The sequence below is a fragment of the Dyella sp. C11 genome (assembly GCF_003121485.1).
GTDB lineage: Bacteria > Pseudomonadota > Gammaproteobacteria > Xanthomonadales > Rhodanobacteraceae > Dyella.
Genome location: NZ_QAVX01000004.1, coordinates 67,769 through 93,944, shown reverse-complemented (window position 1 = coordinate 93,944; position 26,176 = coordinate 67,769). Strand labels below are relative to the sequence as shown.

27 protein-coding genes are annotated in these 26,176 nt (G+C 64.9%); 18 read left to right on the top strand and 9 right to left on the bottom strand.

The genetic code is table 11. The features are described from left to right. Positions 1 to 19 precede the first annotated feature (19 nt). Together dapF and DK366_RS05990 are read right to left on the bottom strand one after the other, a co-directional pair. Entirely contained in the window at positions 20 to 853 is an 834-nt protein-coding gene (gene dapF / locus DK366_RS05995; protein ID WP_109124632.1) for a diaminopimelate epimerase, read from the bottom strand. Further along, the gene (locus DK366_RS05990) at positions 853 to 1,248 is read right to left on the bottom strand and encodes a lipoprotein (RefSeq protein WP_109124631.1); all 396 of its coding nucleotides are present in this window, start codon (positions 1,246 to 1,248) and stop codon (positions 853 to 855) included. Before DK366_RS05990 ends, dapF begins: the two co-directional genes overlap by 1 nt. A gap of 156 nt (positions 1,249 to 1,404) precedes the next feature. Between DK366_RS05990 and DK366_RS05985 the strand changes: the two genes are divergently transcribed. Continuing rightward, a complete protein-coding gene (locus DK366_RS05985) occupies positions 1,405 to 2,088 on the top strand; it encodes a hypothetical protein (protein ID WP_109124630.1) in 684 nt (227 codons plus the stop codon). Positions 2,089 to 2,224: 136 nt separating this feature from the next. Here the strand turns inward: DK366_RS05985 and DK366_RS05980 are convergent, their stop codons facing one another. Continuing rightward, on the bottom strand, positions 2,225 to 2,752 hold the full coding sequence (locus DK366_RS05980) for a GNAT family N-acetyltransferase (RefSeq protein ID WP_198651445.1): 528 nt from the start codon (positions 2,750 to 2,752) through the stop codon (positions 2,225 to 2,227). 314 nt (positions 2,753 to 3,066) lie between these two features. On the opposite strand from DK366_RS05980, the gene DK366_RS05975 reads away from it, so the two are divergent. Beyond that, entirely contained in the window at positions 3,067 to 4,551 is a 1,485-nt protein-coding gene (locus DK366_RS05975) for a RimK family protein (protein ID WP_109124628.1), read from the top strand. Between the two features lie 447 nt (positions 4,552 to 4,998). Here DK366_RS05975 and DK366_RS05970 read toward each other — a convergent pair whose 3' ends face one another. Further along, positions 4,999 to 5,256: a hypothetical protein gene (locus DK366_RS05970; protein ID WP_109124627.1), complete on the bottom strand. Its 258-nt coding sequence runs from the start codon at positions 5,254 to 5,256 to the stop codon at positions 4,999 to 5,001. Positions 5,257 to 5,411: 155 nt separating this feature from the next. Between DK366_RS05970 and aroE the strand changes: the two genes are divergently transcribed. From aroE to DK366_RS05940, 6 genes are all read left to right on the top strand, one after another. After that, complete coding sequence (aroE, locus tag DK366_RS05965) at positions 5,412 to 6,242, top strand: shikimate dehydrogenase (protein ID WP_109124626.1); 831 nt, start codon at positions 5,412 to 5,414, stop codon at positions 6,240 to 6,242. A gap of 7 nt (positions 6,243 to 6,249) precedes the next feature. Continuing rightward, positions 6,250 to 6,540, top strand: coding sequence for a YkgJ family cysteine cluster protein (locus tag DK366_RS05960; protein WP_109124625.1), 291 nt, complete (start codon positions 6,250 to 6,252; stop codon positions 6,538 to 6,540). 128 nt (positions 6,541 to 6,668) lie between these two features. Further along, the gene (locus tag DK366_RS05955; protein ID WP_109124624.1) at positions 6,669 to 8,435 is read left to right on the top strand and encodes a peptide-N4-asparagine amidase; all 1,767 of its coding nucleotides are present in this window, start codon (positions 6,669 to 6,671) and stop codon (positions 8,433 to 8,435) included. 152 nt (positions 8,436 to 8,587) lie between these two features. After that, a complete protein-coding gene (locus DK366_RS05950) occupies positions 8,588 to 9,637 on the top strand; it encodes an energy transducer TonB (RefSeq protein ID WP_109124623.1) in 1,050 nt (349 codons plus the stop codon). Positions 9,638 to 9,695: 58 nt separating this feature from the next. Further along, the gene (locus tag DK366_RS05945; RefSeq protein ID WP_109124622.1) at positions 9,696 to 9,986 is read left to right on the top strand and encodes a hypothetical protein; all 291 of its coding nucleotides are present in this window, start codon (positions 9,696 to 9,698) and stop codon (positions 9,984 to 9,986) included. 136 nt (positions 9,987 to 10,122) lie between these two features. Then, positions 10,123 to 10,671: a hypothetical protein gene (locus DK366_RS05940; protein ID WP_109124621.1), complete on the top strand. Its 549-nt coding sequence runs from the start codon at positions 10,123 to 10,125 to the stop codon at positions 10,669 to 10,671. Between the two features lie 4 nt (positions 10,672 to 10,675). Here the strand turns inward: DK366_RS05940 and DK366_RS05935 are convergent, their stop codons facing one another. The 3 genes from DK366_RS05935 to DK366_RS05925 all read right to left on the bottom strand — a co-directional run bounded on the left by DK366_RS05935 (position 10,676) and on the right by DK366_RS05925 (position 13,493). Beyond that, a complete protein-coding gene (locus tag DK366_RS05935; RefSeq protein WP_232820935.1) occupies positions 10,676 to 10,939 on the bottom strand; it encodes a phosphotyrosine protein phosphatase in 264 nt (87 codons plus the stop codon). A 65-nt stretch (positions 10,940 to 11,004) separates the two neighbouring features. Continuing rightward, entirely contained in the window at positions 11,005 to 11,541 is a 537-nt protein-coding gene (locus DK366_RS05930) for a gamma carbonic anhydrase family protein (RefSeq protein ID WP_109124619.1), read from the bottom strand. Between the two features lie 239 nt (positions 11,542 to 11,780). After that, positions 11,781 to 13,493: a patatin-like phospholipase family protein gene (locus tag DK366_RS05925; RefSeq protein ID WP_109124618.1), complete on the bottom strand. Its 1,713-nt coding sequence runs from the start codon at positions 13,491 to 13,493 to the stop codon at positions 11,781 to 11,783. Between the two features lie 111 nt (positions 13,494 to 13,604). Between DK366_RS05925 and DK366_RS05920 the strand changes: the two genes are divergently transcribed. The 9 genes from DK366_RS05920 (at position 13,605) to DK366_RS05880 (ending at position 23,656) form a co-directional block, all read left to right on the top strand. Then, on the top strand, positions 13,605 to 15,647 hold the full coding sequence (locus DK366_RS05920) for a M3 family metallopeptidase (protein WP_109124617.1): 2,043 nt from the start codon (positions 13,605 to 13,607) through the stop codon (positions 15,645 to 15,647). 59 nt (positions 15,648 to 15,706) lie between these two features. Then, positions 15,707 to 16,486 (top strand): exodeoxyribonuclease III, encoded by a 780-nt coding sequence (xth, locus tag DK366_RS05915; protein WP_109124616.1) that lies wholly within the window; start codon positions 15,707 to 15,709, stop codon positions 16,484 to 16,486. 31 nt (positions 16,487 to 16,517) lie between these two features. Continuing rightward, a complete protein-coding gene (locus DK366_RS05910; protein WP_109124615.1) occupies positions 16,518 to 17,195 on the top strand; it encodes a YecA family protein in 678 nt (225 codons plus the stop codon). A 152-nt stretch (positions 17,196 to 17,347) separates the two neighbouring features. Continuing rightward, complete coding sequence (locus DK366_RS05905) at positions 17,348 to 18,181, top strand: pirin family protein (RefSeq protein ID WP_109124614.1); 834 nt, start codon at positions 17,348 to 17,350, stop codon at positions 18,179 to 18,181. A gap of 356 nt (positions 18,182 to 18,537) precedes the next feature. Next, positions 18,538 to 18,996 (top strand): SPFH domain-containing protein, encoded by a 459-nt coding sequence (locus tag DK366_RS05900; protein ID WP_109124613.1) that lies wholly within the window; start codon positions 18,538 to 18,540, stop codon positions 18,994 to 18,996. A gap of 188 nt (positions 18,997 to 19,184) precedes the next feature. Further along, positions 19,185 to 19,820, top strand: coding sequence for a 16S rRNA (guanine(527)-N(7))-methyltransferase RsmG (gene rsmG, locus DK366_RS05895; protein WP_109124612.1), 636 nt, complete (start codon positions 19,185 to 19,187; stop codon positions 19,818 to 19,820). Between the two features lie 52 nt (positions 19,821 to 19,872). Next, positions 19,873 to 20,727, top strand: coding sequence for a ParA family protein (locus tag DK366_RS05890; protein WP_109124611.1), 855 nt, complete (start codon positions 19,873 to 19,875; stop codon positions 20,725 to 20,727). A gap of 2 nt (positions 20,728 to 20,729) precedes the next feature. Further along, positions 20,730 to 21,602 (top strand): ParB/RepB/Spo0J family partition protein, encoded by an 873-nt coding sequence (locus DK366_RS05885; RefSeq protein WP_198651444.1) that lies wholly within the window; start codon positions 20,730 to 20,732, stop codon positions 21,600 to 21,602. Between the two features lie 779 nt (positions 21,603 to 22,381). Beyond that, on the top strand, positions 22,382 to 23,656 hold the full coding sequence (locus DK366_RS05880) for a threonine/serine exporter family protein (protein WP_109124610.1): 1,275 nt from the start codon (positions 22,382 to 22,384) through the stop codon (positions 23,654 to 23,656). A gap of 67 nt (positions 23,657 to 23,723) precedes the next feature. Here the strand turns inward: DK366_RS05880 and DK366_RS05875 are convergent, their stop codons facing one another. Continuing rightward, complete coding sequence (locus DK366_RS05875; protein WP_109124609.1) at positions 23,724 to 24,050, bottom strand: H-NS histone family protein; 327 nt, start codon at positions 24,048 to 24,050, stop codon at positions 23,724 to 23,726. A gap of 45 nt (positions 24,051 to 24,095) precedes the next feature. Here DK366_RS05875 and DK366_RS21155 point away from each other — a divergent pair, with 45 nt between their 5' ends. After that, complete coding sequence (locus DK366_RS21155; protein ID WP_157956461.1) at positions 24,096 to 24,407, top strand: hypothetical protein; 312 nt, start codon at positions 24,096 to 24,098, stop codon at positions 24,405 to 24,407. Here the strand turns inward: DK366_RS21155 and DK366_RS05870 are convergent. Next, complete coding sequence (locus DK366_RS05870; protein WP_109124608.1) at positions 24,391 to 26,088, bottom strand: proline--tRNA ligase; 1,698 nt, start codon at positions 26,086 to 26,088, stop codon at positions 24,391 to 24,393. The two genes, DK366_RS21155 and DK366_RS05870, sit on opposite strands and share 17 nt — an antisense overlap. Positions 26,089 to 26,176: the final 88 nt, after the last annotated feature.

Genomic DNA, 26,176 nt, shown 5'->3' with positions numbered 1-26,176 from the left:
GGACAGGAAATTGCCCCGCTCAGCCCAACCATTCACCTTCGAACACGAACGTGGCGGGCCCGGTCATCCACAAGGTGTGCCCCGGTCCGGCCCATTCGATGGTGAGCGTGCCGCCAGGCAAGGTCACCTTTACCTGCTCGTCCACCTCGTCGCGCAGGCGCAATACGGCCATCGCCGCGCAGGCGCCCGTGCCGCAGGCCAGCGTCCAGCCGCTGCCGCGCTCATGCACGCGCAGTCGGAGTTGCCCGCGATCGACCTGCTGCACGAAACCGGTATTCGCACCTTCCGGGAACCGATCGTGCGAGGTCAGCATGGGGCCGATGCGGTACAGCGACGGCGACTGCAGGTCTGGTACCACCACCACGGCGTGCGGATTGCCCAGCGACAGTGCGCCGATCTCCAGCACGTCGCCACCTACCTCGATGGCGTAGCGATCGGACAGCGCCTCCGCCTCGAACGGCACGCGTTCCGGCTCCAGCGCAGGTACGCCCATGTCCACGGTGACTTCGCCGGGACCGCTCAGGCGCACGGTCACCGGGCCCGAGGGGCTTTCCAGCCGCACGGTGTCGCCAACGGACAGCTCGCCCGCACGGTGCAGCCACGCGGCTACGCAACGCACGCCGTTGCCGCACTGGCCCGACGGCGTGCCATCCGCATTCCAGATGCCGTAGTAGAACGCGCACGTCGCATCGCGTGGTGGTTCGATGCTGATCAGCTGATCGAAACCCACGCCCATGTGCCGGTCGGCGATGGCGCGGATCTGCTCTTCATTGAGCGGAAACGGCCGGGCCCGGCAATCGACCATCACGAAGTCGTTGCCGATGCCGTGCATCTTGCAAAACGGCAGCTTCATCACATGAACTTGCCGCCGGTGATGTGGCCGCTGGTGTCCACATCGGCGAAATAGCGGCTGTTGTTGGTGCGCAGCTCGCGCGTGGAGATGTCGCCCGGCAGCACCAGCAGCACATCCGGATAGGCCGCGCGGAACTGCGCAGCGGTCGGATGGGTGGCGATGAAGGCGTTGAAGGCCGTCACGTCGGTCACGAAGCCGTGCACGGGCGCAGGCGCAGGCGCCGCCGCGGTCGGTGCGGCCGCAACCGCCGGCTTCGCGGCGGGCGTGGCCGGCGTCGCCGGGTGCACGGTCGCGGCCGGCGCTGCCTTGGGCATGTACAGCGGACCCTTGTTGCCGCACGCGGCGAGCAGGGCGAGAACGGAGCACAGCGGAAGAAGCAGGAGGGATCGGCGCATGTCGGTTATCCGGCGGGAACCGGTTCAGTATAGGCAAGCCCTGAAAACGTGGCGAGCCGATGGCATCGCGCCAGACAGCCCCCGTTGGCGCCGCGCCAGCCGTTATGATGCCGCCGTCGCCGCCTTGCGCGGTTTGAATGCACAAGAAGTACGACGATGGATTGGACCGCGCTGCTGCGCCTCCCTTCGACGATCCTGCTGATCCTGGCAGTGATCGCCCTGCTCTTCACGCTCTTCCAGCTGGTGGCGCTGCGCCAGCGCCTGGACGATGGACAACGTGTGCCGGCCGTGGGCCGCGCGGTGCTGCTGATCGTCGGCTTCGTGCTCACGCTGGCGCTTACCGGCGCGGGCTTTGCGTTGCGCGGCTATCGCCTGCTCACCGAAGAGGCGCCCGTCGTCGAGATCGACTCGCACATCCTCTCGCCGCAGCGCTGGTCGCTGGTGCTGCATTGGCCCGATGGCGCCACGCGGCGCGTGGAAGTGGCCGGCGATGCCTGGCGCGTGGAAGCGGTGGTGCTGAAGTGGAAATTGCCGGCGATGCTGGCAGGCCTTCCGCCGCTTTATCGCCTCGACCGCCTGTCGGGCCGCTACGACGATCCCAACGACGAGATGCATGCGCCACGCACCGTGGTGGATTTCCGCGATGCCGGCGACTTCGACCTGCTCGACCTGCACAAGCAGTACCCGCGCTGGGTGCCCGATGTGGATGTGCTGTTCGGCAGCGGCGTGTTCCTGCCGCTGGTCGACCAGGGGCACTACACGGTGAGCCTGATGCGCACGGGCGCGTTGGTGGCGCGCCCGGATGATGCCACCGAGCAGAAAATCGCACAGCCGTTCTGAGTAGCAGCGGTCGTCGCCGCTCTCACTCCCTGTCCCCTCCGGGGAGAGGGCCGGGGCATTGCGACCTTTACGGTCGTGAGGGGCCAACCTTGCGACAAGCCTGTTCGAAGCGACAAGCCCGTTCGAGCGAACCGCTCTAGCCCACTTTGCGAAGCGGCGCTTCCACACCCGCAGGGCGCGGCGCACTCGCCTGCTCCAACGCCTTCTCATACCGCCACGCATCCGCGCCATCGCCGTAGTAACGGTCGTAGTGCCCGATGCGCTGGTAGCCCAGCCGCTCGTACAGGCGCATTGCGTCTTCGTTGTCCGTGCGCACTTCCAGTCGCAGTGCGGTGCAGCCGCGACGGGCAGCCAGTTGCTCGGCCGCTTCGAGCAGCGCGGAACCCACGCCCTTGCCGCGCGCCTCGAGCCTGGTGGCGATGGAATACAGCCGCGCCACTTGCGTGCCCTTGCGGAAAAACACCACGGCGGTGCCGAGGAAGTTGCGGTGATTGGCGCTGGCCACCAGTACCTGCGCGCTTTCGCTGTCCAGGTGGCGACGGTATTGGGCCCGGCTCAGGCGGTCGGTGGCAAAGCTGCTCTCTTCGAGGGCAACCAGGTCATCGAGATCGGAGAGCTCGGCGCGGCGCACGCGGACGGCGGCGGTCGCGGGCATAGGTGTCATCAGGGGCGGTCCGATGGCGCGCAGTGAAACAAGGCGGGCACTCTAGACCCCGTGCTCCCCGGGAGCAACGATGACTTGTGGCGCATTTCACAACCCGTTCAAGCTGCAGGCGCAGTTGTAAGGAAAAGGTGCAGGCAGGGCCGCCGCATCGTGACGCATGCCGCGCGTACGAATGAACCTTGAACATGCTCTGAGTCCACCCGTGACTTCCAGCCTTGTACGCGGCCGTGCATGTGCCAAACTGCGCGCCTTGCGCTGTGACGCCGCGTTTCCCCGCGAGGCGACACTTCCCTGTTCCATCTGACAGAGGTGCCATGACCCGTCTCGTCCTTGTTGTCGAGAAGGCCTCCGACTGGAGCGTCTACTACCCGTCCGCAGACGTGGTGACGGCCATGGATTACCTGCGCGAACCGGTGGGCGTGGATGACGAGCGCACACACGTCATCAACCTCTGTCGCAGCTACAAATACCTGGGAGCGGGCTACTACGTGTCGCTGCTGGCCGAGGCGCGCGGGCATCGCGTGATGCCTTCGGTGCGCACCGTGAACGACCTGCGCCGGCGCTCGCTGTACGGCCTGGAGATCGAGGATCTCAGCGCCAAGCTCACGCATTTCCTGCCTGCCGGCGGGCGTGACACCACCGACTTCGGCATCCTCGTCTACTTCGGGCAGACGGCGCATCCGGCGTTGCAGGATCTTGCGCGCCAGGTGTTCGAAATGTTTCCGTGCCCGCTGTTGCGCATCGAGTTCGAGCGCGATCGCGTGTGGCAGATCAGCGCCATCAAGCCGGTCGGTCTGCACACGCTCGACGACGCGCAGGAAGACGCCTTCGCGGAGGAGCTGGACCGCTTCAGCAAGAAGTTGTGGCGCAAGCCCAAGGCGCGCAAACAGTTCCGCTACGACATCGCCATGCTGGTCGATCCGCACGAAGCGATGCCGCCGTCGAACCGGAAGGCGCAGAAACTCTTCATCGCGGCCGGCAAGGAGCTGGGCATCGAAGTCGATCCCATCGGCAAGAACGATTACCAGCGCCTGGCCGAATACGACGGCCTGTTCATTCGCGAGACCACCGCCAGCGACAACCACACCTACCGCTTCGCGCATCGCGCTGAAAAGGAAGGCATGGTGGTGATGGACGATCCCACGTCGATCCTGCGCTGCACGAACAAGATCTTCCTCAACGATCTGATGATCTCGCGCAAGCTCGCCGTGCCACGCACGGAGATCCTTTACCGCGACGACGCCAAGGGCTTGAAGGAAGTCTCCGAGAAACTCGGCTTTCCGCTGGTGCTGAAGATTCCGGACGGATCGTTCTCGCGCGGCGTGGTGAAGGTGGAAAACGAAGCCGCGCTGGGCAAGGCGACATCGGAACTGTTCCAGCACAGTGCGCTGCTGCTGGCGCAGGAATTCATCCCCACCGAATTCGACTGGCGCATCGGTGTGCTCAACAACGAGCCACTGTATGCGTGCAAGTACTACATGTCGCGCGGCCACTGGCAGATCTACAACCACGGCGCCAAGGGCGCTTCGAAAACCGGTGAGTCGGAAACGCTGCCCATCGAAAAGGCACCGGCCGACGTGGTGAAGCTGGCGCTCAAGGCCACGCAGGCCGTGGGCGATGGCCTTTACGGTGTCGACATCAAACGGCTTGGCGACAAGCCCGTGGTGATCGAGGTGAACGACAACCCGTCCATCGATCACGGCGTGGAAGACGAGCATCTTGGTGAGGAGCTTTATCGCCGGATCATGCAGGAGTTCCTGCGGCGCATGGAGCGCAAGCGCGCCGGCGCCACGGACTGAGCAAACGTGTGTTGTGGGAGCGCACCCTGTGTGCGACTCGCAGCACTGCAGCTCGCCTCCCAAGTCAGAAAAGTGCGCGAAGCACCCCTGTAGGAGCGCATTCATGCGCGACCCGTGTGCATCGGTGTGCGAGGGTGCTGGATCTTCGTGTGGCGGAGGGAAGCGTTTTGCACAGCGGTCGCGCACAAGTGCGCTCCTACAGAAGAAAGGCTTCGCCAGATCGCTGTGATCGCGCGATGGAAATCAGCAATCGCACACATCGACCTTGCTGACAGTGGGGTGATTACGGCAGCCCATCCATGGACTGCCGTCACGCGGGCGCGTTCCGTCGCGCCGCTCCTGCGAGGTGCCCAGCCGCCCTGTCATCGACAGGTCCTTGCCGTCGCATGGAGCCCCACGCCGCGGCGTTCCGGCCGCGGCATCCACTGCCAAGTGAATTCGATTCCCTCAGTTCCAGATCAGCTGCGCGGCGCTGCGACGGCGCGGGCGGCGCAGCAGCGCGAGCAGCTGACGTGGCAGCGACGGTTCCAGCGCCAGCAGGATCACCAGCGGTGCACCGACCAGCCAGAACGCCGGCGTCCAGCCCAGGGCGTCCGTGTGTGCGGGCACCAGGGTGGTCAGCAGCAGCGCGGCGCCGCCCAGCAACCACAACAAAGCGGCGCCAAGCAGGCGTTCGTGATGGGCGAGGCGGGTGGTCTGGCGCATGGAGGTGATCCGTCGTCGGGTGTGGGCAAAGCGTGCCCCTGGCGGATCTCAAAACCTGCGATGGCAGAACTGGCGCGGCTTCCGGCGCTAAAATGGGCGGCCCGGCCGAGCCGGGAACCGCCTATGGGCGGCATCGACTTTCATCAGGAGCGCGCATGAGTGCAGGTCAGTTCGCGGTGTTCGGCCATCCCATCAGCCATTCGCTGTCGCCGCAGATCCACCAGATGTTCGCGCGACAGTTCGGGATCGAGCTGGAGTACCGCACCATCGACGCGGCACCGGCGGATGTCGAAGCCTCCGTGCGCGCGTTCTTCGCCAACGGTGGTCGTGGTGCCAACGTGACCTTGCCGCACAAGGCAACGGCATTTGCCATGGCCGATGAGCGTACGGAAGCGGCGACGCGTGCGGGCACGGCCAACGTCCTCACCCCGCTCGCCGGTGGCCGGCTTGCCGCGCACAACACCGATGGCAGCGGCCTGGTTCGCGACGTGACCGAGCGCCACAGCGTGGACTTGCGCGGTCACACCGCCCTGCTGCTGGGTGCCGGCGGCGCAGCGCGCGGCGTGGCGTGGAACCTGCTCGACGCCGGCGTGCACACGCTCACCATCGTCAACCGCACGCCGGAAACCGCCGACGTCCTGGCCGACGACATCGGCGAACCGGCGCGCGCGCATACGCGCTATTGGGAAGACCTGGCCGATCTGGGTGCCTTCGACCTGATCGTGAATGCCACCTCGGCCGGCGTGCTGGGCAAGTCGCTGGACCTGCCGTTCGCCATCGTGGGCAACCGTGCGCTTTGCTATGACCTTTCCTATGGCGTCGCCGCCACCGGCTTCCTCGCCTGGGCCCGCACGGCCGGTGCGCGCTATGCCTTCGACGGCCTGGGCATGCTGATCGAAACCGCGGCAGACAGCTTCGAGGTGTGGCACGGCAAGCGTCCCGACACCGATCCGGTCTACGTCGAACTGCGCAAGCAGTTCGGTTGAGCAAACGATGATGCAGCGCCCGGCACCCGCGGCGAATGCGCCGAGTTGCCGGGCAGGTTGCGGTGCCTGCTGCATCGCGCCGTCCATTTCCTCGCCCATTCCGGGCATGCCCCATGGCAAGCCGGCCGGCGTGCGCTGCGCGCAGCTGACCGACGACAACCGCTGCGCGATCTTCGGCCGGCCGGAGCGCCCCGCCGTGTGTTCCGGTCTTCGACCCGAGGCGGCCATGTGTGGCGATTCGCGTGAGCACGCGTTGGCTTATCTCGGCGCCCTGGAAGCCGCGACGCGTTCAGGCTGACGAAGCCTTCACCTTGCTGACCCGTCGCAAGAACCTGCATGGGCGGACTGTGGACGTATAGACGTCTGGCGCACATACCCGCGTGCTAGCGTGCCCGGCGCAGGGGGCACGTTGCGGGGAGAGACGTCATGGTGCCTGGGGGTTTGTTCCGCCATCCGGCGGTTTTCGTGCTGGCGGCGACGTTGGCGGGTGGCTTTGCCACGCACGCGCTGGCCGATCCGGTCGTAGGTTCGACCAATGTGGCCACGGCCGATCCCACGGTGCCGCGCCCGCCGGGCCAGCCCTGCGTGGTCACGTTGTTCACCAACGTCACTTTCGACGACTTCAACGCCCGCCCGTACAGCTACGCACCGCCCACGTCATGCAGCGGCGCATGGTCGAAGGTGGTGCTGGAAGCGGATTTCTCCGTGACCGCTGGCCGCCAGTACGACCGCACGGCCACGCTATGGCTGGGTGGCGTGAATCTCTATTTCGGCACCACGCAGGAACCGTCGGCGACGGTGTCGCCCGCGTGGCATGTGGAGCGCGACCTCACCGACTACGCCGCGTTGCTGCGCAGTGCGGGGCAGGGTCAGGCGATCATCGGCAACCTGGTGGACAGCACCTACACCGGCGTGATCCACGGCACCGCCCGATTGCTGTTCTACCCCGCTTCTGCACGCGCCCGCGCGGCCGACGCGCCGGATGCGGTGTATGCGTTGGGCAGCGACCCCATTGGCAGCACCGCAACGCTCAACACGTCGACCGACAAGCTGGCACGCACGCTCACCTTGCCGACCAATGTGGAACGCGCGTATCTCGACGTGTTCACCCAAAGCCAGAGCGGCGATGAGTTCTGGTACACCTGCGTGCCCGACGCCTACGCCGCCGAAACCGACGAATGCGGCGGCGGCAATTTCCGCGAGGCGGAGATCAGCATCGATGGCCAGCCCGCCGGCGTGGCGCCGGTGTATCCGTGGGTCTATACCGGCGGCATCGATCCGTACATGTGGCGCCCCACGCCCGGCGTGCAGACGTTGAATTTCCTGCCCTACCGCGTGGACCTGACACCGTTCGCCGGCCAGCTCAGCGACGGCAAGCCGCATGAGGTGGCCGTGCAGGTGGCAGGGGCCAATGGTTACTTCGCCGCGACTGCCGCCCTGCTTATCTATCGCGACGCACAGGCGAAAAAGGTGACCGGTGCGATCACCCGCAACACGCTCACGGGCCAGGCGCCGACACCCACCATCGGCAACACGCTGGTGACGGACAGCAGCGGCAATCTGTCGGGCGACATCACCACCCGGATTGATCGCCACTTCGTGATCGAGGGTTATGCCAACACCTCGCACGGCCGCATCACCAGCACGGTGACGCAGAACACCGGTTTCGACGATACGCAGACCTTCACCATCAACAGCAGCACGTATCGCCAGCAGACGGCACAGCGCACCTGGACCGACACCACCAGCCAGAGCCGTCTCGGCAATTTCCTCACCGCGGAGCGGCACGAGCACTTCAACTATCCTTTCTCGCTGGACTACAACCAGCAACTGGCGAGTGACGGCAGCACCAGCGCGGCGTCCACCGTGCACCAGGGTTATCGCCAGCACGACGAACTCCGATTGCTTGGCTTGACCGTGTACGGCGCGAGCGTGGACAACACCATCGACACGCAGGACGCGCTGGTGTTCGATGCCAGCGGGAACCTGACCAGCCACAATGGCCAGCAAAGCGCGCAGGCCTTTGTCTTCCACGACACGTTGGGCAGTTGCTACCGCGCGTCGCTCGCCACCCAGGCCGGCGCGGTGACGAGCACCAACTCAGGCAAGGGTTGTCCGGACGGCACCAACCGCGTGTCCTGGTTCGCCCATCCCGATGGTTCGCCGGACAGCAGCCTGCTGCCCGGTCGCTGATGACGGCCTTCGCAGTTCACGCGTCGGGTGGCGCGCAACCGACGTGTGAACTGCGTCACGTCTCGTGATGCGGGGCAACATCCCCGCAACATGACGCCTCTAAGCTTGCGCGCCCTGCCGGCGCGCCGGCTTTCATCGTCCATGTGTGGCCCATGCATCCCGCTTCGTCGCGTCGTTGTGCCCTAGGTATTGCCCGCTACAGCCTGCTCATCCTGATCGTGCTCATCGCCGCGGCGGGTGGGTTGATCTATCGGCAGATCAAACAGAACGACGACGCCGACCAGCCGAAGCAGGCCACGGTGGCCGCCGCCGGCCCGGTGATGCGCGCAGGCCTTGGCACCGACGATCTGCTCCAGCACGCCCGCGATGCCATGGCCGCGCAACGGCTGCTGGCGCCCGCCGGCAACAACGCCATCGAGTTCTACCTGGCGGTGCTCAAGCGCGAACCGGGCAACCGCGTGGCGCAGGATGCGCTGCGCGAAGTGTTCCCCTTCGCCGCCCACGCCGCCGAACAGACCATCGACACGGGTGACGACGCCGAGGCGCAGCGCCAGATCGATCTGCTCACGCGCGCCGATCCGCAGAACTACACCGTCACCTTGCTGCAAGCCAAGCTGCAGGCGCAGAGGGCGGCGGTTGCCCAGCAGGCGCAACAAGCCCAGCAGCAGGCGAATCGCCGCGAGCCGTCCCCGTCTTCCACCAGCAAGAGCCCGGCTCCCGCGCCGGCGGCACCCGTCGTGGTGGCGACGCCGACGCCTGCGCCGCCAGTCACACCCGCACCGGCACCCGCGGCGCCTTCCAAGCCGGCGGTGACCTCCAACGAACGCGCGATTGCTCAGTTGAACGTCGAATCCACGAAGATCGAAGCCGCCCCGCGCGCAGCGGTTCACGCGCGCACGCCGACCGTCACCACCCCGCTGGCCGATGCCAACGGCACGAGCGTGCCGGTGCTGACGCGCCGCGTGGAGCCAACCTATCCGCCGGACGCCAAGCGCACGCGACGCCAGGGCTGGGTGGATGTGACCTTCGTCGTGCAGCCCGATGGCACGGTCTCCAGCGTCGCCGTCGCCGATGCGGACCCGAAGTACGTCTTCGACCGTGCCGCGCTCAGTGCTGTCGCACGTTGGCAATTCGCACCGGGCACGCAGGATGGCAAGCCGGTGGCTTTGCCGATGCGTCAGCGCATCGAATTCCGACTGTGACGACGGCCTGCACGGGCGCACGCGCATAATCGCAGCCGGCACCTCAGGGAGATACGCCATGCTGCGCTTCGTCGCCCCCGCTGTTCTTGCCGTCGCCATGGCCGTGGGCGGATGTCAGGCATCCGCACCGACCGCGCCATCGCCCGTGCATGGCTACGTCACCGACATGAAAGCCTTTGATGCTTTCATCGCCACGCATCCGACGCCTGAGCAATTCCGTGCGGCGTATCCCGATGTGCTGCTGGTGATGCCGGGTAGCATCACCACGCTGGAATTTCGCACCAACAACAGCCGTTACTATCCGGAGCTGGACAAGGACGGCCGCATCACCGGCGGACACTTCAGCTGAGCGAGCGGACGTCCAGGCGTCCGTGAGTTTGGTGAGTCACATCGCTGACATGATGTAACGATAATGTGACAGGGTTCCGCCGGGACGCCTGAAGGCAGTCGATCCTGCGCGCGGGTGACCTCAATGCAGCGCCGCCATGTCACGTTTCGAATCCCCCGCCTCACGCCAGCGCGTGCTTATCGCCGTTTCCGTGATCGTGCTTGTCGCCATCGGCGGCGGTGTCTTCTTCTGGTCGAAGGGTTCGTCGACGGCCGCCGGTAGCAGCTCCACGGACGTCGCTTCGGCCTCGTCCTCAGGCGGTGACGACAGCGGCGTGGGCATCATGCTTGGCCTGGCCAAGACAGCCGTGGCGGAAAAGCGCCTGGTGGCACCGGCCGGCAGCAACGCGTACGAGTTCTACCTCAGCGTGCTGCAGCTCGATCCGCAGAACAAGATCGCCACGGACGAACTGCACGATGCACTTCCGTCCGCCACGGCCGACGTGGAACGCGCCATCAACGATAACAACCTCGACGAAGCCCAGCGCGAACTGTCGCTGCTGCGCGAGTTCGACAGCACCAACTACATCCTGTCGCTGCTGGGCGGCAAGCTGGACGCACAGCGTCAGATCCAGATCCGTCAGGACGAAGCGCGCGCGGCGGCGATGCAGGCGCAGCAGTCGGCGGGCAATGGGTCGATGCTGTAAGGCGTCAGCGCAATAAAGGGCCGGCTTTCTTCAAGAGCAGCTCCACCAGTGCGGGCTGCATGAAGTCATAGCGATCAGGAATGTCCAGGCAGACAACGCGCTTGCCGCGCAGTTGCCTGCCATGGCGCGACTGCAAACGTCGGCGGTGAGCCGATTCCATGACGATGATCAGATCCGCCCACTCAAGCTGATCGGCGGAAAGCAAAGTTTCCGCGTCATCGGCCAATCCGGCCGAGTCGACCTCCAGATGTGGCCACGCTCCGAACACGGCGGCTGCCCTCGGGCTGCGCAGCCGGTGCCGGCTGCAGAGGAACAGTACGCGACGCGGTGTCGTCACTGCGCCGCCAGATACTCGTCCTTGATGCGCACGTAGTGATCCGCCGAGTAATGCAGCTGCTCGATCTGCTTGTCGTTGAGCTTGCGCACCAACCTGGCCGGATTACCCATCCACAACTCGCCCTCGCCCACCACCTTGCCGGGTGGAATCAGGCTGCCCGCGCCCACGAAGCCATGCTTCTTCACTACCGCGCCATCCAGCACGGTCGCGTGCATGCCGATCAGGCAGTAATCCTCGATGGTGCAGGCGTGGATCACCGCGCCGTGGCCAATGGTGACACCCTCGCCCACGATGGTCGGCTGGCCACCCGGCGAATACGGACCGTCGTGCGTGACATGTACCACGGCGCCATCCTGCACGTTGGTGCGCGCGCCGATGCGGATGAAATGCACGTCGCCGCGCAACACAGCGCCGGGCCAGATGGAAACGTCGTCGAACAGCTCGACCGCACCGATCACCGTGGAAGCCGGGTCGACATAGACGCGCTGATGCAGCGTGGGCCAGATGCCCTTGTATTTGCGTAGAGGATCCATGCGCCCATGGTATCGCCTCCACCGGCCCTACCGCGCGTGCCGCCGCCTCAGCCACCTTATCCGGGTGGGAGATCCCTGTATCCCTGCGACAGATGCCTGTGGGAGCGCACCCTGTGCGCGACGGGGCGGGCAAAAGCATGGCTGTTCGCGACATCCCATCATCCGAGTGATGCGAGCCGCACGAGCGTCGCGCACAGGGTGCGCTCCCACAACGGCGTCTCTCACAGTGGAACGCTGCGCTACGACTTCTCCAATACATCGCGCGTGTAGATGTATCCCGCTTCCATCGCCCGCTCCCAATCCTTCCAGTCCAGCATGCCGATGTGTTCCAGCGGCGGCGTCAAAAGCAGATCGGCACGCTCGCGCCGGTGCTCGCTCGGCCCTTCGCTGTTGACCATGGCCGCGCGCACCAGCGTGGAAACCAGGCCGGGTCGCTGGATATCCCTTCGTCCCATCATCAACTGCCACCACGGCGGCGTGGCAAATTCTTCCGCCGTGGTGAGCAGGGAAATTTCCGCGCGAATGTCGATGGCCGTGATGTGCGCGAGACCATCTTCAGCCATCACGTCGGTCGGCAGGTTGTCCACCAGTGCACCGTCGACGAACACCCGACCGTGGTGAAGCACCGGCGGCAGCACGCCGGGAATGGCGCTCGACGCGCGCAGCCACAACCACAGCGGACCTTCGCGATGCACCGTCATGCCTTCGCCCGACAAGCAGGTCGAGACGCAGAAGAAAGGCAGCGTAAGGTCTTCGATATCGAGCGCACCGAACGCACGGCGCAGCATCAACGCCGCGCGTCGGCCCCGCGTAAGTGCCACCACCGGGATGGTCCAGTCGGACAGGGGACGTCCCTGCACGAACGCGCGCCGCAGCGTTTCGATGGTGGTGTCCAGCTCCCAGCCCGCTGCCACGCAGGCGCCAATGATCGCGCCGATGCTGGTGCCGCCAACAGCGTCAAACGTGTGACCTGCTTCGTGGAGCGCGCGTAACGCCCCCAGGTGCGCCACGCCGCGCGCACCGCCTCCGGCGAGCACCAAGCCTCGTGCGTTGCCGCTGATCACACGCGCCAGCCGCGCGATGTCAGCGCGACCACCCACGTGATGGTGTTGCAGTTCGCCACTGAACTGCGCGCGCCAACGATGCGCCGAACCAAGCGCCGGCTGACGCCCTGGATGCAACAAGATCAGGTGGCGAGGTCGATGACCCGCGCGCGACGGATGCATGGGTGTGGCTTCCGGCCACGGGCGCGCCGCCTGTGCCGCCAGCGTGGGCAGCAGCAGCACGTCGGCCTGCCGCACACAGCGCTGGCGCCACAGGTCGTCGCCGTTGCTGTCCAGGTAGATGATGAAACGCGCCTGCGCTTCGCGTTCGGCAAACCAGTCGCTCCCGCGCCCGGCGCCATGCTCGGCATCGATCACCACGCAGCTGCCCCACTGCTCCAGCTCCATCGCCAACTGCATGGCCAGCGAACGGGCAGGAACTTCCGCGTTCACCGGAAGCAACGCGAACGTGCGCGCAATGCCGGGACTTTCGTCGCCCCGCATGCGCTCCTGCAGGCGGTTGATGGCCACGCGCGCCACGCCCAGCATCGCCTGCGGATAGCGCTGGGTGAGCATTTCGTAAGCCGCAAGGTCCAGCCGAAGCAGTTCGCTGTCACGCAGGGCCCGCGCGGTGAAATTGCGGGGTTCGGCGGTAATCAGCCCGATTTCGCCGATGCTGTCGCCTGCCGCGACCAGGCGCACCCATTGCGTCGGCCCGTCGAAGACGCCCAGGCTGCCGGCCACCACGAAGTAGAGCGCATCCGCCGGGTCGCCCCGCTTGAACAGCGTGCGGCCACCGGGCAGGGAAAACCATTGCAGTTCAGGAACCAGTGCGGCGAGCGCCTCGTCCCCAAGGTGCCCGAACACATCGCTTCGACGCAGCAGGGCGGAAAAATCAGGTCTGGACATGGCGCGGCATGGTACGCATGGGGTTGTGACAATTCGTGATGAAACTGCTGTGACGGCGGCTTGATTTCGACCCATCGGGTCGCCACGCTGACGGGGCATTCAGGAGACACCATGGAACAGACCAATCCGCTGCTCGCCGACGACACCCTGCCGGCGTTTTCGCAGATCCGCCCCGAACACGTCACGCCCGCCATCGATACCCTGCTGGCCGATTACCGCGCCGGCATCGAGGCGCTGACCCAGCCGGGCGCACCGCACGATTTCGCCAGCGTCATGCTCACCCAGGAACGCCTCGAGCAGCGCCTGGCACGCGCCTGGGCACCGGTGGGTCACCTGCACTCCGTGGCGGACAGCGAAGCGCTGCGCGAGGTCTATGGACCCGCGGAAGAAAAGCTCACCGAGCACGCCATTGAAGTGGGCCAGAACCGCGATCTCTATCAGGCCGTGCAGGCGCTGGCGGATGCGCCCGACTTCGCCAGCCTGCCGCGTCCCGAGCGCGCGCTGGTGGAACACGCGCTGCGCGACTTCAAGCTCTCCGGTGTTGCGCTGGAAGAGCCCGCACGTTCGCGCTATCGCGAGATCGGCGTGGAGTTGAGCCGCCTTTCCACGGAATTCTCCAACGCGGTGCTCGACGCGACCGACGCGTGGCACGAGCACATCACCGACGAACGCGATCTTGCCGGCATTCCCGAGTCCGGCCGCGCCGTGTTGCGCCAGTACGCCAAGGAACAGAACCTCGACGGCTATCTCGTCACGCTCAAGCAGCCCAGCGTGCAGGCCGTGCTTACCTACGCCGACAACCGAGGCCTGCGCGAGCGCGTGTACTGGGCCTATCAGACGCGTGCGTCGGACCAGGGCCCGCAGGCCGGCAAGTACGACAACAGCGAACGCATCGAACGCATCATGGCGCTGCGCTACGAAGCCGCGCGCCTGCTGGGCTTCAGCAACGCGGCCGAAGAATCGCTCGCCACCAAGATGGCAGGCACGCCGGATGAAGTGATGGCGTTCCTGCACGATCTGGCCACCCGCGCCAAACCGGTGGCTCGCGAGGAACTCAAGCACCTGCGCGAATTCGCCACCAACGAACTCAAGCTCGACAACCTCGAATCGTGGGACGTCGGCTATGCGTCGGAAAAGCTGCGCCAGCAGCAGTACGACCTCGATGAAGAACAGCTCAAGCCTTACTTCCCGTTGCCCGCCGTGATGGACGGCCTGTTCGGCCTTACGCAGCGCCTGTATGGCATTTCGTTGAGCGCACGCGATGATGTCGACACCTGGCATCCGGATGTCCGCTACTACGACGTGCGCGATGCCGACGGTCGCGTGTTCGCCGGTGCCTATGTCGATCTCTATGCACGCAACGGCAAGCGCGGCGGCGCGTGGATGGACGTATGCCGCGCCCGCTTCCGCGATGGCGGGAACGAACAGCTGCCGGTGGCTTTCCTCACCTGCAACTTCGCGCCGCCCACCGAAGGCCGTCCCGCGCTGCTCACGCATGACGACGTGCTCACGCTCTTCCACGAATTCGGCCACGGCCTGCATCACCTGCTGACCGAAATCGCGCTGCCGTCCATCGGCGGCATCGACGGCGTGGAATGGGATGCCGTGGAACTGCCCAGCCAGTTCATGGAGAACTTCGGCTGGAACCGCGAAGCGCTGGATCTTTTCGCGCGCCACTACGAAACCGGCGAACGCCTGCCGGACGAACTGTTCGAACGCATGCTGGCAGCGCGGCATTTTCACGCCGGCCTGTTCCTGGTGCGCCAGCTGGAATTCGGCATGTTCGATTTCCGCCTGCACTTGGAATACGACCCCGCCAAGGGCGCACGCACCATGGAAGTGCTCGAAGGCGTGCGCCACGAAGTGGCTGTGCTGCATCCGCCGGCATGGCAGCGTTTTCCGCACGCGTTCTCGCACATCTTCGCTGGCGGCTATGCGGCGGGTTACTACAGCTACCTGTGGGCCGAGCTGCTCAGTGCCGATGCATTCGGCGAATTCGAAGCGAACGGCGTAATCGACCGTGCCACCGGTGACCGCTTCCGCAAGGAAATCCTCGCCGTCGGTGCCAGCCGCCCCGCCATCGAAAGCTTCATGGCGTTCCGCGGCCGTGCGCCGGAGCCGGAAGCCTTGCTGAAGAGCCACGGCCTGGCCTGACCACCTCGCCGCCGCTCACGGGCGGCGGCGTCACTTCGCTCATCGCTTACAATGCGCCCATGAAAATCGCCTCATGGAATGTGAACTCGCTGAAGGTGCGCCTGCCGCACCTCACCGAGTGGCTGGCTGACGCGAAACCCGACGTGGTCGCGTTGCAGGAAACCAAGCTCGAAGATGCCAAGTTTCCGGTGGATGAACTGGCCGCTGCTGGCTATCGCGCCATTTTTTCGGGCCAGAAGACCTATAACGGCGTGGCCATCCTGGCGCGTGCGGATCTCAAGGGCGAGTTCGAGGATGTCGTCACGGACATCCCCAACCTGGACGATCCGCAGCGACGCATCCTGGCCGCCACCATAGGCGGCGTGCGCGTAGTGGATCTGTACGTGGTCAACGGCAAGGCCGTGGGCGATGAAAAATACGCGTACAAGCTCGACTGGCTGGCCAAGATGCGCGAGTTCCTCGCCGGTGAGATGCAGCGCCATCCCAAGCTGGTGGTGCTGGGCGATTTCAACATCGCGCCGGACGACCGTGACGTGTACGACCCCGTCGCCTGGGGCGAGGATATTTTGTGCTCGCCGCCGGAGCGCGAGGCGCTCAAGCACATCACCGATCTGGGCCTGCACGACAGCTTTCGACTGTTCGAGCAGGCGGGCGAACACTTCAGCTGGTGGGACTATCGTCAGGCCGCGTTCCGGCGCAACATGGGTTTGCGCATCGACCTGATCCTGATCAGCGATGCATTGAAATCCGCGGCGAAAACGGCGGGTATCGATCGCACACCGCGAACGTGGGAACGCCCGTCCGATCACACGCCGGTAACGATTGATCTGGATATCTAAGCAACAAGCAACACCGCACAACAGGCAGCTGATGAATACACCAAAAACCGAATGGCCCAGTTCGCTAGGCGACGACGAGCTCGAGGAACTGGACCAATATCTGCGTGGCCATGTCGGCGAGGGCGACCTGCTGCTCGACGGCGTGCACGGGTTGCTCTCCGCAGTGACGGTGGGCCCCACGCAGGTATTGCCGGAAGAGTGGCTGCCCGAAGTGCTGCACGAGCCTTTCACCGACGAAACCGAAGGCAATCGCGTGCTGGCACTGCTGGCCAAGCTCAATGATTCCATCCGCGTCGAACTGGATGTGGACGCCTACGAGCCGATCCTGGGCGAAGTGGATACCGAAACCGGCCCGGTGCTTTCCGCCGCGGGCTGGTGCGAAGGTTTCAGCCGCGGCATCGACCTGCGCGCGGGCCTGTGGGAAAAGCGGCTCGCCGACGATCCGCAATTGATGGAACTGCTCGGCCCGGTGATGGCGCTGGCGGTGGACGAAGGCATCCTCAGTGCGGATGCCGAATTCGAGAAGTTGAGCGAAGACGAATACGACGAATGCCTTACGCAGGTGCCCGGCGTGCTCAATGCCGTGAACCTGTACTGGAACGAACATCCCGTGTCCGAAGCGGAAATCGAGGCTGCCGTGCGGCCCGCCGAAGACAAGGAACCGCACGAGGCGCCGCCGCGCCAGCGCAGCGGGCACTGGGTGCATTGAAGGCGCAGTGAGTCGCTGAGAAGCGGGAAGCGTGCCTTCGCGCGCTCTCCCTCACTGCTCGCTTCAAGCGAACAATCCGTTCCCGTTTGCCCGTCTTGGGCAACGGCGGATGCGGCGCCATCATGGTGGGCATCCACTTATGGGAGACAGCCATGACCGAGCGCAGCATTGTTCGCCGCATCCGCGGCATCGACACGTCCGATGGTGCGGGCGTGAAGCTCAAGCGCGTCATTGGCCAGCCTGGCCTCGACATGCTTGACCCGTTCCTGCTGCTGGACGAATTTCGTTCCGACCAGGCCGGTGATTACATCGCCGGCTTCCCAGAGCATCCGCATCGCGGCTTCGAAACCGTCACCTACATGCTCGCGGGTCACATGAAGCACCACGACAACCACGGCAACCGCGGCGATCTCGTGCCGGGCAGCGTGCAATGGATGACCGCGGGCCGCGGCATCCTGCACTCGGAAATGCCCGAGCAGGAAGATGGCCTGATGTGGGGCTTCCAGTTGTGGGTGAACCTGCCCTCGAAGGACAAGATGATCGCGCCGCGCTACCAGGACATCGGTCCGGAGCGCATTCCGGTCACGCGTCCGGCGGAAGGCGTGGAAGTGAAAGTGATCGCCGGTGAGTTCAACGGCGTCACTGGCCCGGTGGCGGAAATCGTCACGCAGCCGATCTACCTCGACGTCTCGGTGCAGCCGGGTGCATCCGTCACCATTCCGTTGCCCGAAGGCCACGCCGGCTTCGCCTACGTGTTCGACGGCAAGGATGCGGAGGTGGCGGGGCAGCCGCTGGCCCGCAGCGATCTGGCCGTGCTCACCCGCAGCGGTGAACTGCGCATCGCTGGCCGCGACACCGCGGCGCGCGTGTTGCTGGTGGCCGGCCATCCGCTCAATGAGCCGGTGACGCGCTATGGACCGTTCGTGATGAACACGCCGGACGAAATCCACCAGGCCATTGCCGACTTCCGCGCCGGCAAGTTCTGACGCGGCTGCCGCGACTCCGCGGCTCCTGGAACAAAAAGTCACCAGGCTCCGGCCGGGTGACTTTTTTTATGCCTGCCGGAGCGCCCGCGGTCCTGGTTGCTCAAGAAGTGACCAGCGCGGTCGTTAAAACTTCATCGGATGGATTTGCTGAGTTTTTGCGCAACTGGCCCGATCGATGCATGACCATGCCATGTGTAGCAGGGTTCTCAAAATCAAAGGCTTACCGCGAAAGCGGGGTTGTAAGGATGCGACAGGATGTCGTTAAATAAGGATTAATCTAAAGGGGCGCAACAGGCTGTACTATCTACCTACAGCTTTAGCGAAGAAAAACCACATAACTCGTTGTATTCACTATTATGAATGCCCTGATAACTCTCGTTGTCCTGGCCTTGATCGCCACGTTTGCCACGGCGATCAAGCGCGTACCGGCCGACCAGGTGCATAGCCTCTATCGCCGCGGCAAGCCGTATCGCCTTCTGCAGCCAGGTACCCACATGGCCCTCCCGCTGATCGACCGCGTGGAGCATCGCATCAACCTCGGCGGCCAGGTGCTGCGCTTCGAGGAGCCGCTGGCCAACGCCCACGACGTGCGCGGCACGGTCTACTGGCAGGTGCTGGAGCCCGAGCGCGCCGATTCGGTGATCGACCAGGCCGACCAGCTGATCCGTGGTGGCGCCCTGGCCGCGCTGCGCCAGGAGCCGGAAGCCTTCAGCGCGGATCGTCGCGACCTGGGCTCGCGTCTCAAGCAGAGCATGAACGGCGCGCTGCGCGAGCGCGGCATGATGGTCACCCGCGTGGAACTGGAATTTGCCTGATCCGGAGTGTTGCCGGACAGGCCCTGGCGAAGGTGGCCAAGAGCACCCGCCACAGGGGAAATCCTTGAAGCCCGCCTCGGCGGGCTTTTCTTTTGCCACATGGCTTCTTTTGTGGGAGCGCTCCCACAGGTGGCGCACGACGGCGCGGCCCCCGATACTTTGCGACCCCGTTTCATCAAGGCCTTTCCATGACCTCCCGTGCCGAACTGCAAACCCGCCTGGAACGTGGCATCGCCGCGCTCGGGCTTTCGTTGCCGGCCGGAGCCGTGGATCGCCTGCTGGACTATCAGGCCCTGCTGGCGCGCTGGAACGCCACCTACAACCTCACTGCCGTGCGAGACCCGGTCGAGATGGTGAGCCGTCACCTGGTCGATTCGCTGGCCATCGTGCCGTACGTGCAGGGCCAGACGCTGGCCGATCTCGGCACGGGTCCGGGCCTGCCGGGCATTCCGCTGGCCATCGTCGCGCCGGAGCGGCAGGTGCTGCTGGTGGATTCCAATGGCAAGAAGGTCCGCTTCCTGCGCGAAGCCATCCGCTCACTCAAGCTTGAGAACGTGCGGGCCGTGCAATCGCGCGTGGAAGACGTGGAAGGCCAGTTCGACTGCATTACCGCCCGCGCCTTTGCCAGCCTGGAAGACATGCTGGCCTGGGGTGGTCACCTTTTGACCAAGGACGGCATCTGGCTCGCCATGAAGGGCAGGCAGCCGGACGAGGAATTGCCGGGCGTGCCCGCGGGTTTCGAGGTTCGCGCCATCCACGAGCTGCAGGTCCCCGATGTGGGCGGCGAGCGCCATCTCGTGGTGCTGGGTCGCACAGCGGTCTGAACAGGCTGCTAATCTAGCCGCTCTTTTCACTCGTTCACGGTCTCGACGACACATGGCCCGCATCATCGCTGTCGCCAACCAGAAGGGCGGCGTCGGCAAAACCACTACCGCCGTCAATCTCGCTGCTGCGCTGGCCGCGGCCAAGCGCAAGGTGCTGCTCGTCGACCTCGATCCGCAAGGCAACGCCACCATGGCGTCGGGCGTGGACAAGCGTGTGGCCAAGCCCAACGGCTGCGAAGTGCTGCTGGACGAAGCGCCGATCGAGCAGGCCATCGTCAAGACCGAGGCGCACTACGACCTGCTGCCCGGCAACGGTGACCTCACCGCCGCCGAGCTGAAGCTGATGGACGCGATCGCCCGCGAAAATCGCCTGAAGGACGCGCTGGCCAAGGTCGCCGACCGTTACGACACCATCCTCATCGATTGTCCGCCGTCGCTGCACCTGCTTACGCTCAACGCGCTGGCGGCGGCGAACGGCCTGCTGATTCCGGTGCAGTGCGAATATTTCGCGCTGGAAGGTCTTTCCAGCCTGCTCGACACGGTGAAGGCCGTGCGCCAGCGCTTGAATCCCACGCTGGAAATCGAAGGCCTGCTGCGCACCATGTACGACGTGCGCAACAACCTCGGCAACGAAGTATCCGCGCAGCTCACCACGCATTTCGGCGACAAGGTGCTGCGCTCCATCATTCCGCGCAACGTGCGCCTGGCCGAAGCGCCCAGCCACGGTCAGCCGATCCATCTGTACGACCGCAGTTCGCGTGGCGCCATCGCCTATATCGGTCTCGCTGGCGAAATCATCCGTCGCGAGCGCGGCCAGAACGCGCCGGCGGCGAACGAAGTGGTCACGCCGATGCTGCACGAGAGTGACGAGACGCTCGACGACGTCGTCGACATCCATCAGGAGTAAGCATGTCCGCTGCGAAAAAACGGGGCCTGGGACGTGGGCTCGACGTGCTGTTGGGCGGGCATGACGAACCCGGCAAGCCCTCGGTGCTGGAACAGGAAGGCGAGCTGCGCACGTTGCCGATCCAACACATCCAGCCCGGCAAATACCAGCCGCGCCGCCACTGGAACGACGAAGCGCTCGACGAGCTGGCCGCGTCCATTCGCGCGCAGGGGCTTATCCAGCCCGTGGTGGTGCGCGAGATCGGCAAGAACCAGTTCGAGCTGATCGCCGGCGAGCGCCGCTGGCGCGCCGCGCAACGTGCGCAGCTTTCGGAGCTGCCCGTGCTGGTGAAGGACGTGCCGGAAGTGGCCGTGCCGGCCATGGCGCTGATCGAGAACATCCAGCGCCAGGACCTTACCCCGCTGGAAGAGGCCGATGCGCTCAAGCGGCTGATCGATGATTTCTCCCTTACCCATCAGCAGGCTGCCGATGCGGTGGGCCGTTCGCGCGCCTCCGTATCCAACCTGCTGCGCCTTACCGAACTCCCGGTTTCCATCAAGCGCCTGCTCGATGAAGGCAAGCTGGAGATGGGCCACGCACGCTGCCTGATCACGCTGCCGGAAAGCATGGCCGAAGGCCTGGCGCTGGAAGCGTCGCGCAACGGCTGGAGCGTGCGCGAGCTGGAAGAAGCGGCCCGCCGCGCGCAGACCGAACCCAAGGGCAAGGCCAAGAGCACGCCCTCGCGTGACCCCAATGTCGATGCGCTGGAGCGCGAGCTGGGCGAGCGCCTTGCCACGCGTGTTGAAGTGGCGCAGGGGCGCGGTGGGAAGGGGAAGCTGGTGATCCACTATCACAGCAATGATGAGCTGGATGGGATTTTGGGGAAGATTCGCTAAGCGTTTCTTTTTTTCTCCCTCTCCCCTCCGGGGAGAGGGTTGGGGTGAGTCCCAAAAAGGGGATAAAGGTCGGGTGCTTGCGGTAACGTTTCTATCCCGCACTCCCATCCGGGCAAAGACATCCCTATCCCTCACAGTCATCCCGGCGAGAACGTACCTATCCCTCACCGTCATTCCCGCGAAGGCGGGAATCCAGTGACTTTGCCTTTGCTCTCTCGCTCGGTTGAGCCGATGCCGCGACCTGGCTCGCCTGCCGCGGGCTTCCGACCTCCTGCCGGAGGCCGGGTCACTTTTCTTTGCTTGCCCAAAGAAAAGTAACCAAAAGAAAGGGCACCCCGGATGACCGCGCCTTCCGGCCTGCGGCCTCCAGGTTCGCGTGCGGGCTACGGGGTTTGTCGACAGGGCATCCTGCCCTGACGACAAACTGGCTGGCATCCGTGCCAGCCACCCTGCGGGCTGGTCCTCCACCCGCACGCCGCGGTCATACGGGGACCCCGACGAGCCAAAAGCCAAAAGCCAAAAGCCAGGCCAAGAGCCAAGAGCCGAAGGCTGGAACTCGAACTGCGTTGGGGCGGCTTGTGGCCAGGCCGCAGGAGTCAGAAGGCTGCGCGGCAATCCCGCGAAGTGGAGACACGTGGCCCGCTCTTTGATGCGGAGCTGACGAGTGAATACACGCGAAGTCCAACACCATCCCCTGACATGGCCATCCAAATCAGTTCTACTACCGGCATGCCTATCCATGACTCATCCGCGCCGCGCCGCGCGCATCACGAGACACGATGAATCCACCCGTCGTCCTCACGCCGCTTGCCTTGGCGCCGCTCAACACGCGCATCGCGTTCCTGCTGGAACTCGCGCGCCGCCTGCATCAATACGGCACAGCCGCGCCCCGACTGGAAGGCGCGATTGGTGGCGCGGCGCAGCGGCTCGGGCTGGTGGCGGATGTGTGGTCCAGTCCAACGGCCATCATCATTTCGTTTACGGATCTGGCGCAGGGCGAGGACGAAGTGGCGCAGGTCACGCAGGTGATGCGCCTTGCCCCTGGCGACGTGAATCTCGCGAGGCTGAGTGACGCGGATGCCATTGCCGACAAGGTGATCGCGGGTGATATCGAGTTGCGCGAGGGTTTTCGCCTGTTGCGCGAACTGGGTCGCCCGGATACACGGCGTGCGCAGGCTGGCGTGATCGGCAGTTACGGCCTTGCTGCGGCAAGCGTGGTGGCGCTGCTGCTGCACAGTTCGTGGGCGGACCTTCTCGCGGCGGCGTTCATCGGTCTGATCATCGGTACCATCACCGTGTTGTCGGCGACGCGTCCGCGACTGGCCGTGGCCAGCGAGGCGATCAGCGCGCTGGTGGCAACGACCATCGCCATCGTCGTCAGTGAATTGGTGGTGCCGCTGGCGATCAAGTCGGTGATCCTCGCTGGGTTGATCGTGTTGATGCCGGGCATGACGCTGACGACGGCGGTGCGCGAGATTTCCAGCCAGCACCTGGTATCGGGTGTGGCACGCATGGGCGGCGCCATCGCCACGCTGATCAAGCTTACGTTCGGCACGGTGGCTGCCACGCAGCTGTGCAGTGCATTCGGCATCGAAGGCCGCGACTACGCCTTGCCGCCATTGCCGGCATGGACGGATTATCCGGCGCTGCTGGTCGGCGCGTTTGCGTTTGCGATTTCATTCCGCGCCGCGCGTCGCGATTGGCTGGTGGTGATGGCGGCGGTGGTGTTGGGTTATCTGTCCACGCGTTGGGGTGGTGCATTGGCGGGCCGGTTGCCTGCGGCGCCCTTTGGCGTGTTCCTGGGCGGATTGATATTGAGCAGCGTGGCGAATCTCTACGCGCGTTTCGTGCATCGACCCGGTGCCATGATCCGGGAGCCGGGCATTATCTTGCTGGTGCCGGGTAGCGTGGGATTCCGCAGTGTCTCGTACTTGCTGGAACGCGATACCACGCTGGGCATGGATAGCACGCTGCTGCTGATTACCCTGCTTATCGCACTGGTGGCGGGATTGCTGTTCGGCGACCTGTTGATTGCGCCACGCCGCTCGCTCTGAAAATCGGCGCGCGGAAATAAAAAAAGCCGGCTTTTAGCCGGCTTTTTTGGGGGGATGACCCAGGCGATCAGATCGCCAGATCCTTTTCCTTCTTGCCCGCCTTCAGCGCGTCGTTGAACCAGCGCGGACGCTTGCCGCGGCCGGACCACACCTGTTCGGGATCTGCCGGGTTGCGATACTTCGGCGCCACCGTGGTGCCGGTGCGGCGGGTCTTGCCACCGCGCGTGCTGCCAAAAATATCGTCGAACGAATAACCCTCAGCCTTGATCAGCGCATGGATTTTCTCGCGCAGCTTGGCGACCTTTTCCTTGCGCAATTCCTGCTGACGAACCTGGGCCTTGCTGATCAGGTCGTTGAGCTGATTATGGTTGAGGTTCTTGATATCAACTGCCATGCGTAACTCCCGGGATGAGTGTGGCTGCCTGTTGGGTGCTGCGACATGTGGCAGTACCTCTTTTGGATTATTGATTTTTACCTATCCAAAGGGCAGTTGCAAAGGAAATGCGAACCATTTGAAAGGACGGGCGAACGTAACTGGCGGCCATTAAAAGGAATATGGTCTAAAGGCCGTAGCAGGGTGAGCCAGTCGACATTTTGGCTTTCGGGGCTTTATGGCCATTGGCCAGTCGGCGCCGCGCCAAATTTTGGGAAAAACAAAATACGGCAGGCAATGTCAGCGCCGGACAAAAAAACGGCCGCTTGCGCGGCCGCTTTCCTGGACCGGGTTTCCGTGATCAGCCGAGCAGTGTGAACAGCTCGTCCTGCGTCACGGCGCGAGCCTCGGCTTCATCGCGTGCGCGATATTCCAGCGTGCCGGCGGCAATGCCGCGCTCACTGACCACCACGCGATGCGGGATGCCGATCAGTTCCATGTCGGCAAACATGGCGCCGGGGCGCAGGCCGCGGTCGTCCAGCACCACGTCGATGCCGCGTGCCTGCAGCGTCTTGTAGAGCGACTCGGCCGCCTCGGTGATCTCGGGCGCGTTCTTGGGATTGATCACGCACACCGCGATGCGCCAGGGCGCCATCGGTTCGGGCCACATGATGCCGGCGTCGTCATGGCGCTGTTCGATGGCGGCGGCCACGATGCGGCTGACGCCGATGCCGTAGCAGCCCATCATCATCACCTGGGCCTTGCCGTTTTCATCGAGCACGGTGGCCTTCAGTGCCTCGGCGTACTTCTTGCCGAGCTGGAACACGTGGCCCACTTCAATGCCGCGTGCCATCTGCAACGTGCCCTGGCCGTCGGGCGAGGGATCGCCCGCCACGACCTGGCGGATGTCTTCCACGCGCGTCACGCGGGCATCGCGGTCCCAGTTGGCGCCGGTGTAGTGCGTGCCGTCCTGGTTGCCGCCGCAGACGAAGTCGGCGAGCACGGCCGCGCTACGATCGATGATGACCGGGATTTCCGCGGGCAGATTCACCGGGCCGATGAAGCCCGGGCGCGTGCCGGTAACGGCAAGGATTTCTTCTTCCGAGGCAAGCTCGGAGGCACCCGGCATCTCGGCGAGCTTGCCGGCCTTCACCTCGTTCACTTCGTGGTCGCCACGCAGGCAGAGCGCGACGAGGCCTTCGGTGCCGCGCACCAGGATGGTCTTCACGCACTGCTGCGGCGTGACCTTGAGGAACGCGGCGACGTCGTCGATGGTCTTCTGCGTGGGTGTATCCACGCGCACAAGCTCGGCCGACGGAGCAGGGCGCTCGCCGGTCGGTGCCAATGCTTCCGCCTTTTCGATGTTGGCTGCGTAGTCGGAGCCATCGGAGAAGACGATGGCGTCTTCGCCCGAATCAGCCATGACCTGGAATTCGTGGCTGGCGTTGCCGCCGATGGCGCCGGTGTCGGCCTGCACGGCGCGGAACTTCAAGCCCAGGCGCGTGAAGATGCGCGAGTAGGCCTGGTACATCGCGTCGTACGTCTGCTGCAGCGATTCCTGCGTCAGGTGGAAGGAGTAGGAATCCTTCATCAGGAACTCGCGCGCACGCATCACGCCGAAGCGCGGGCGGATTTCATCGCGGAATTTGGTCTGGATCTGATAGAAATTCACCGGCAGCTGCTTGTAGCTCTTCAGCTCGTTGCGCGCGTAGTCGGTGATCACTTCTTCGGCCGTGGGTGCGTAGCAGAACTCCTGCTCCTTGCGGTCCTTGACCTTGAGCAGCTGCGGGCCGAATTTTTCCCAGCGGCCGGTTTCTTCCCACAGTTCCTTGGGCTGGATGGTGGGCATCAGCAGCTCGATGGCGCCGGCGCGGTCCATTTCCTCCCGCACCACGGCTTCCACCTTGCGCAGCACGCGCAGGCCCAGCGGCGACCAGGTATACAGGCCGGCGGCAAGCTTGCGGATCATGCCGGTGCGCAGCATCAGGCGATGGCTGGCGATTTCGGCGTCGGCAGGAACTTCCTTGACGGTGGCCAGGTGGAATTGGCTGAGGCGCATGCGTGCGGATCCGGCGGAGAAAGAGGCCGATTATAGCGGCCCGCGGCGCACAACTTCGCGCGCCGCGCCGGTTTTCCGGTCGTCTTGC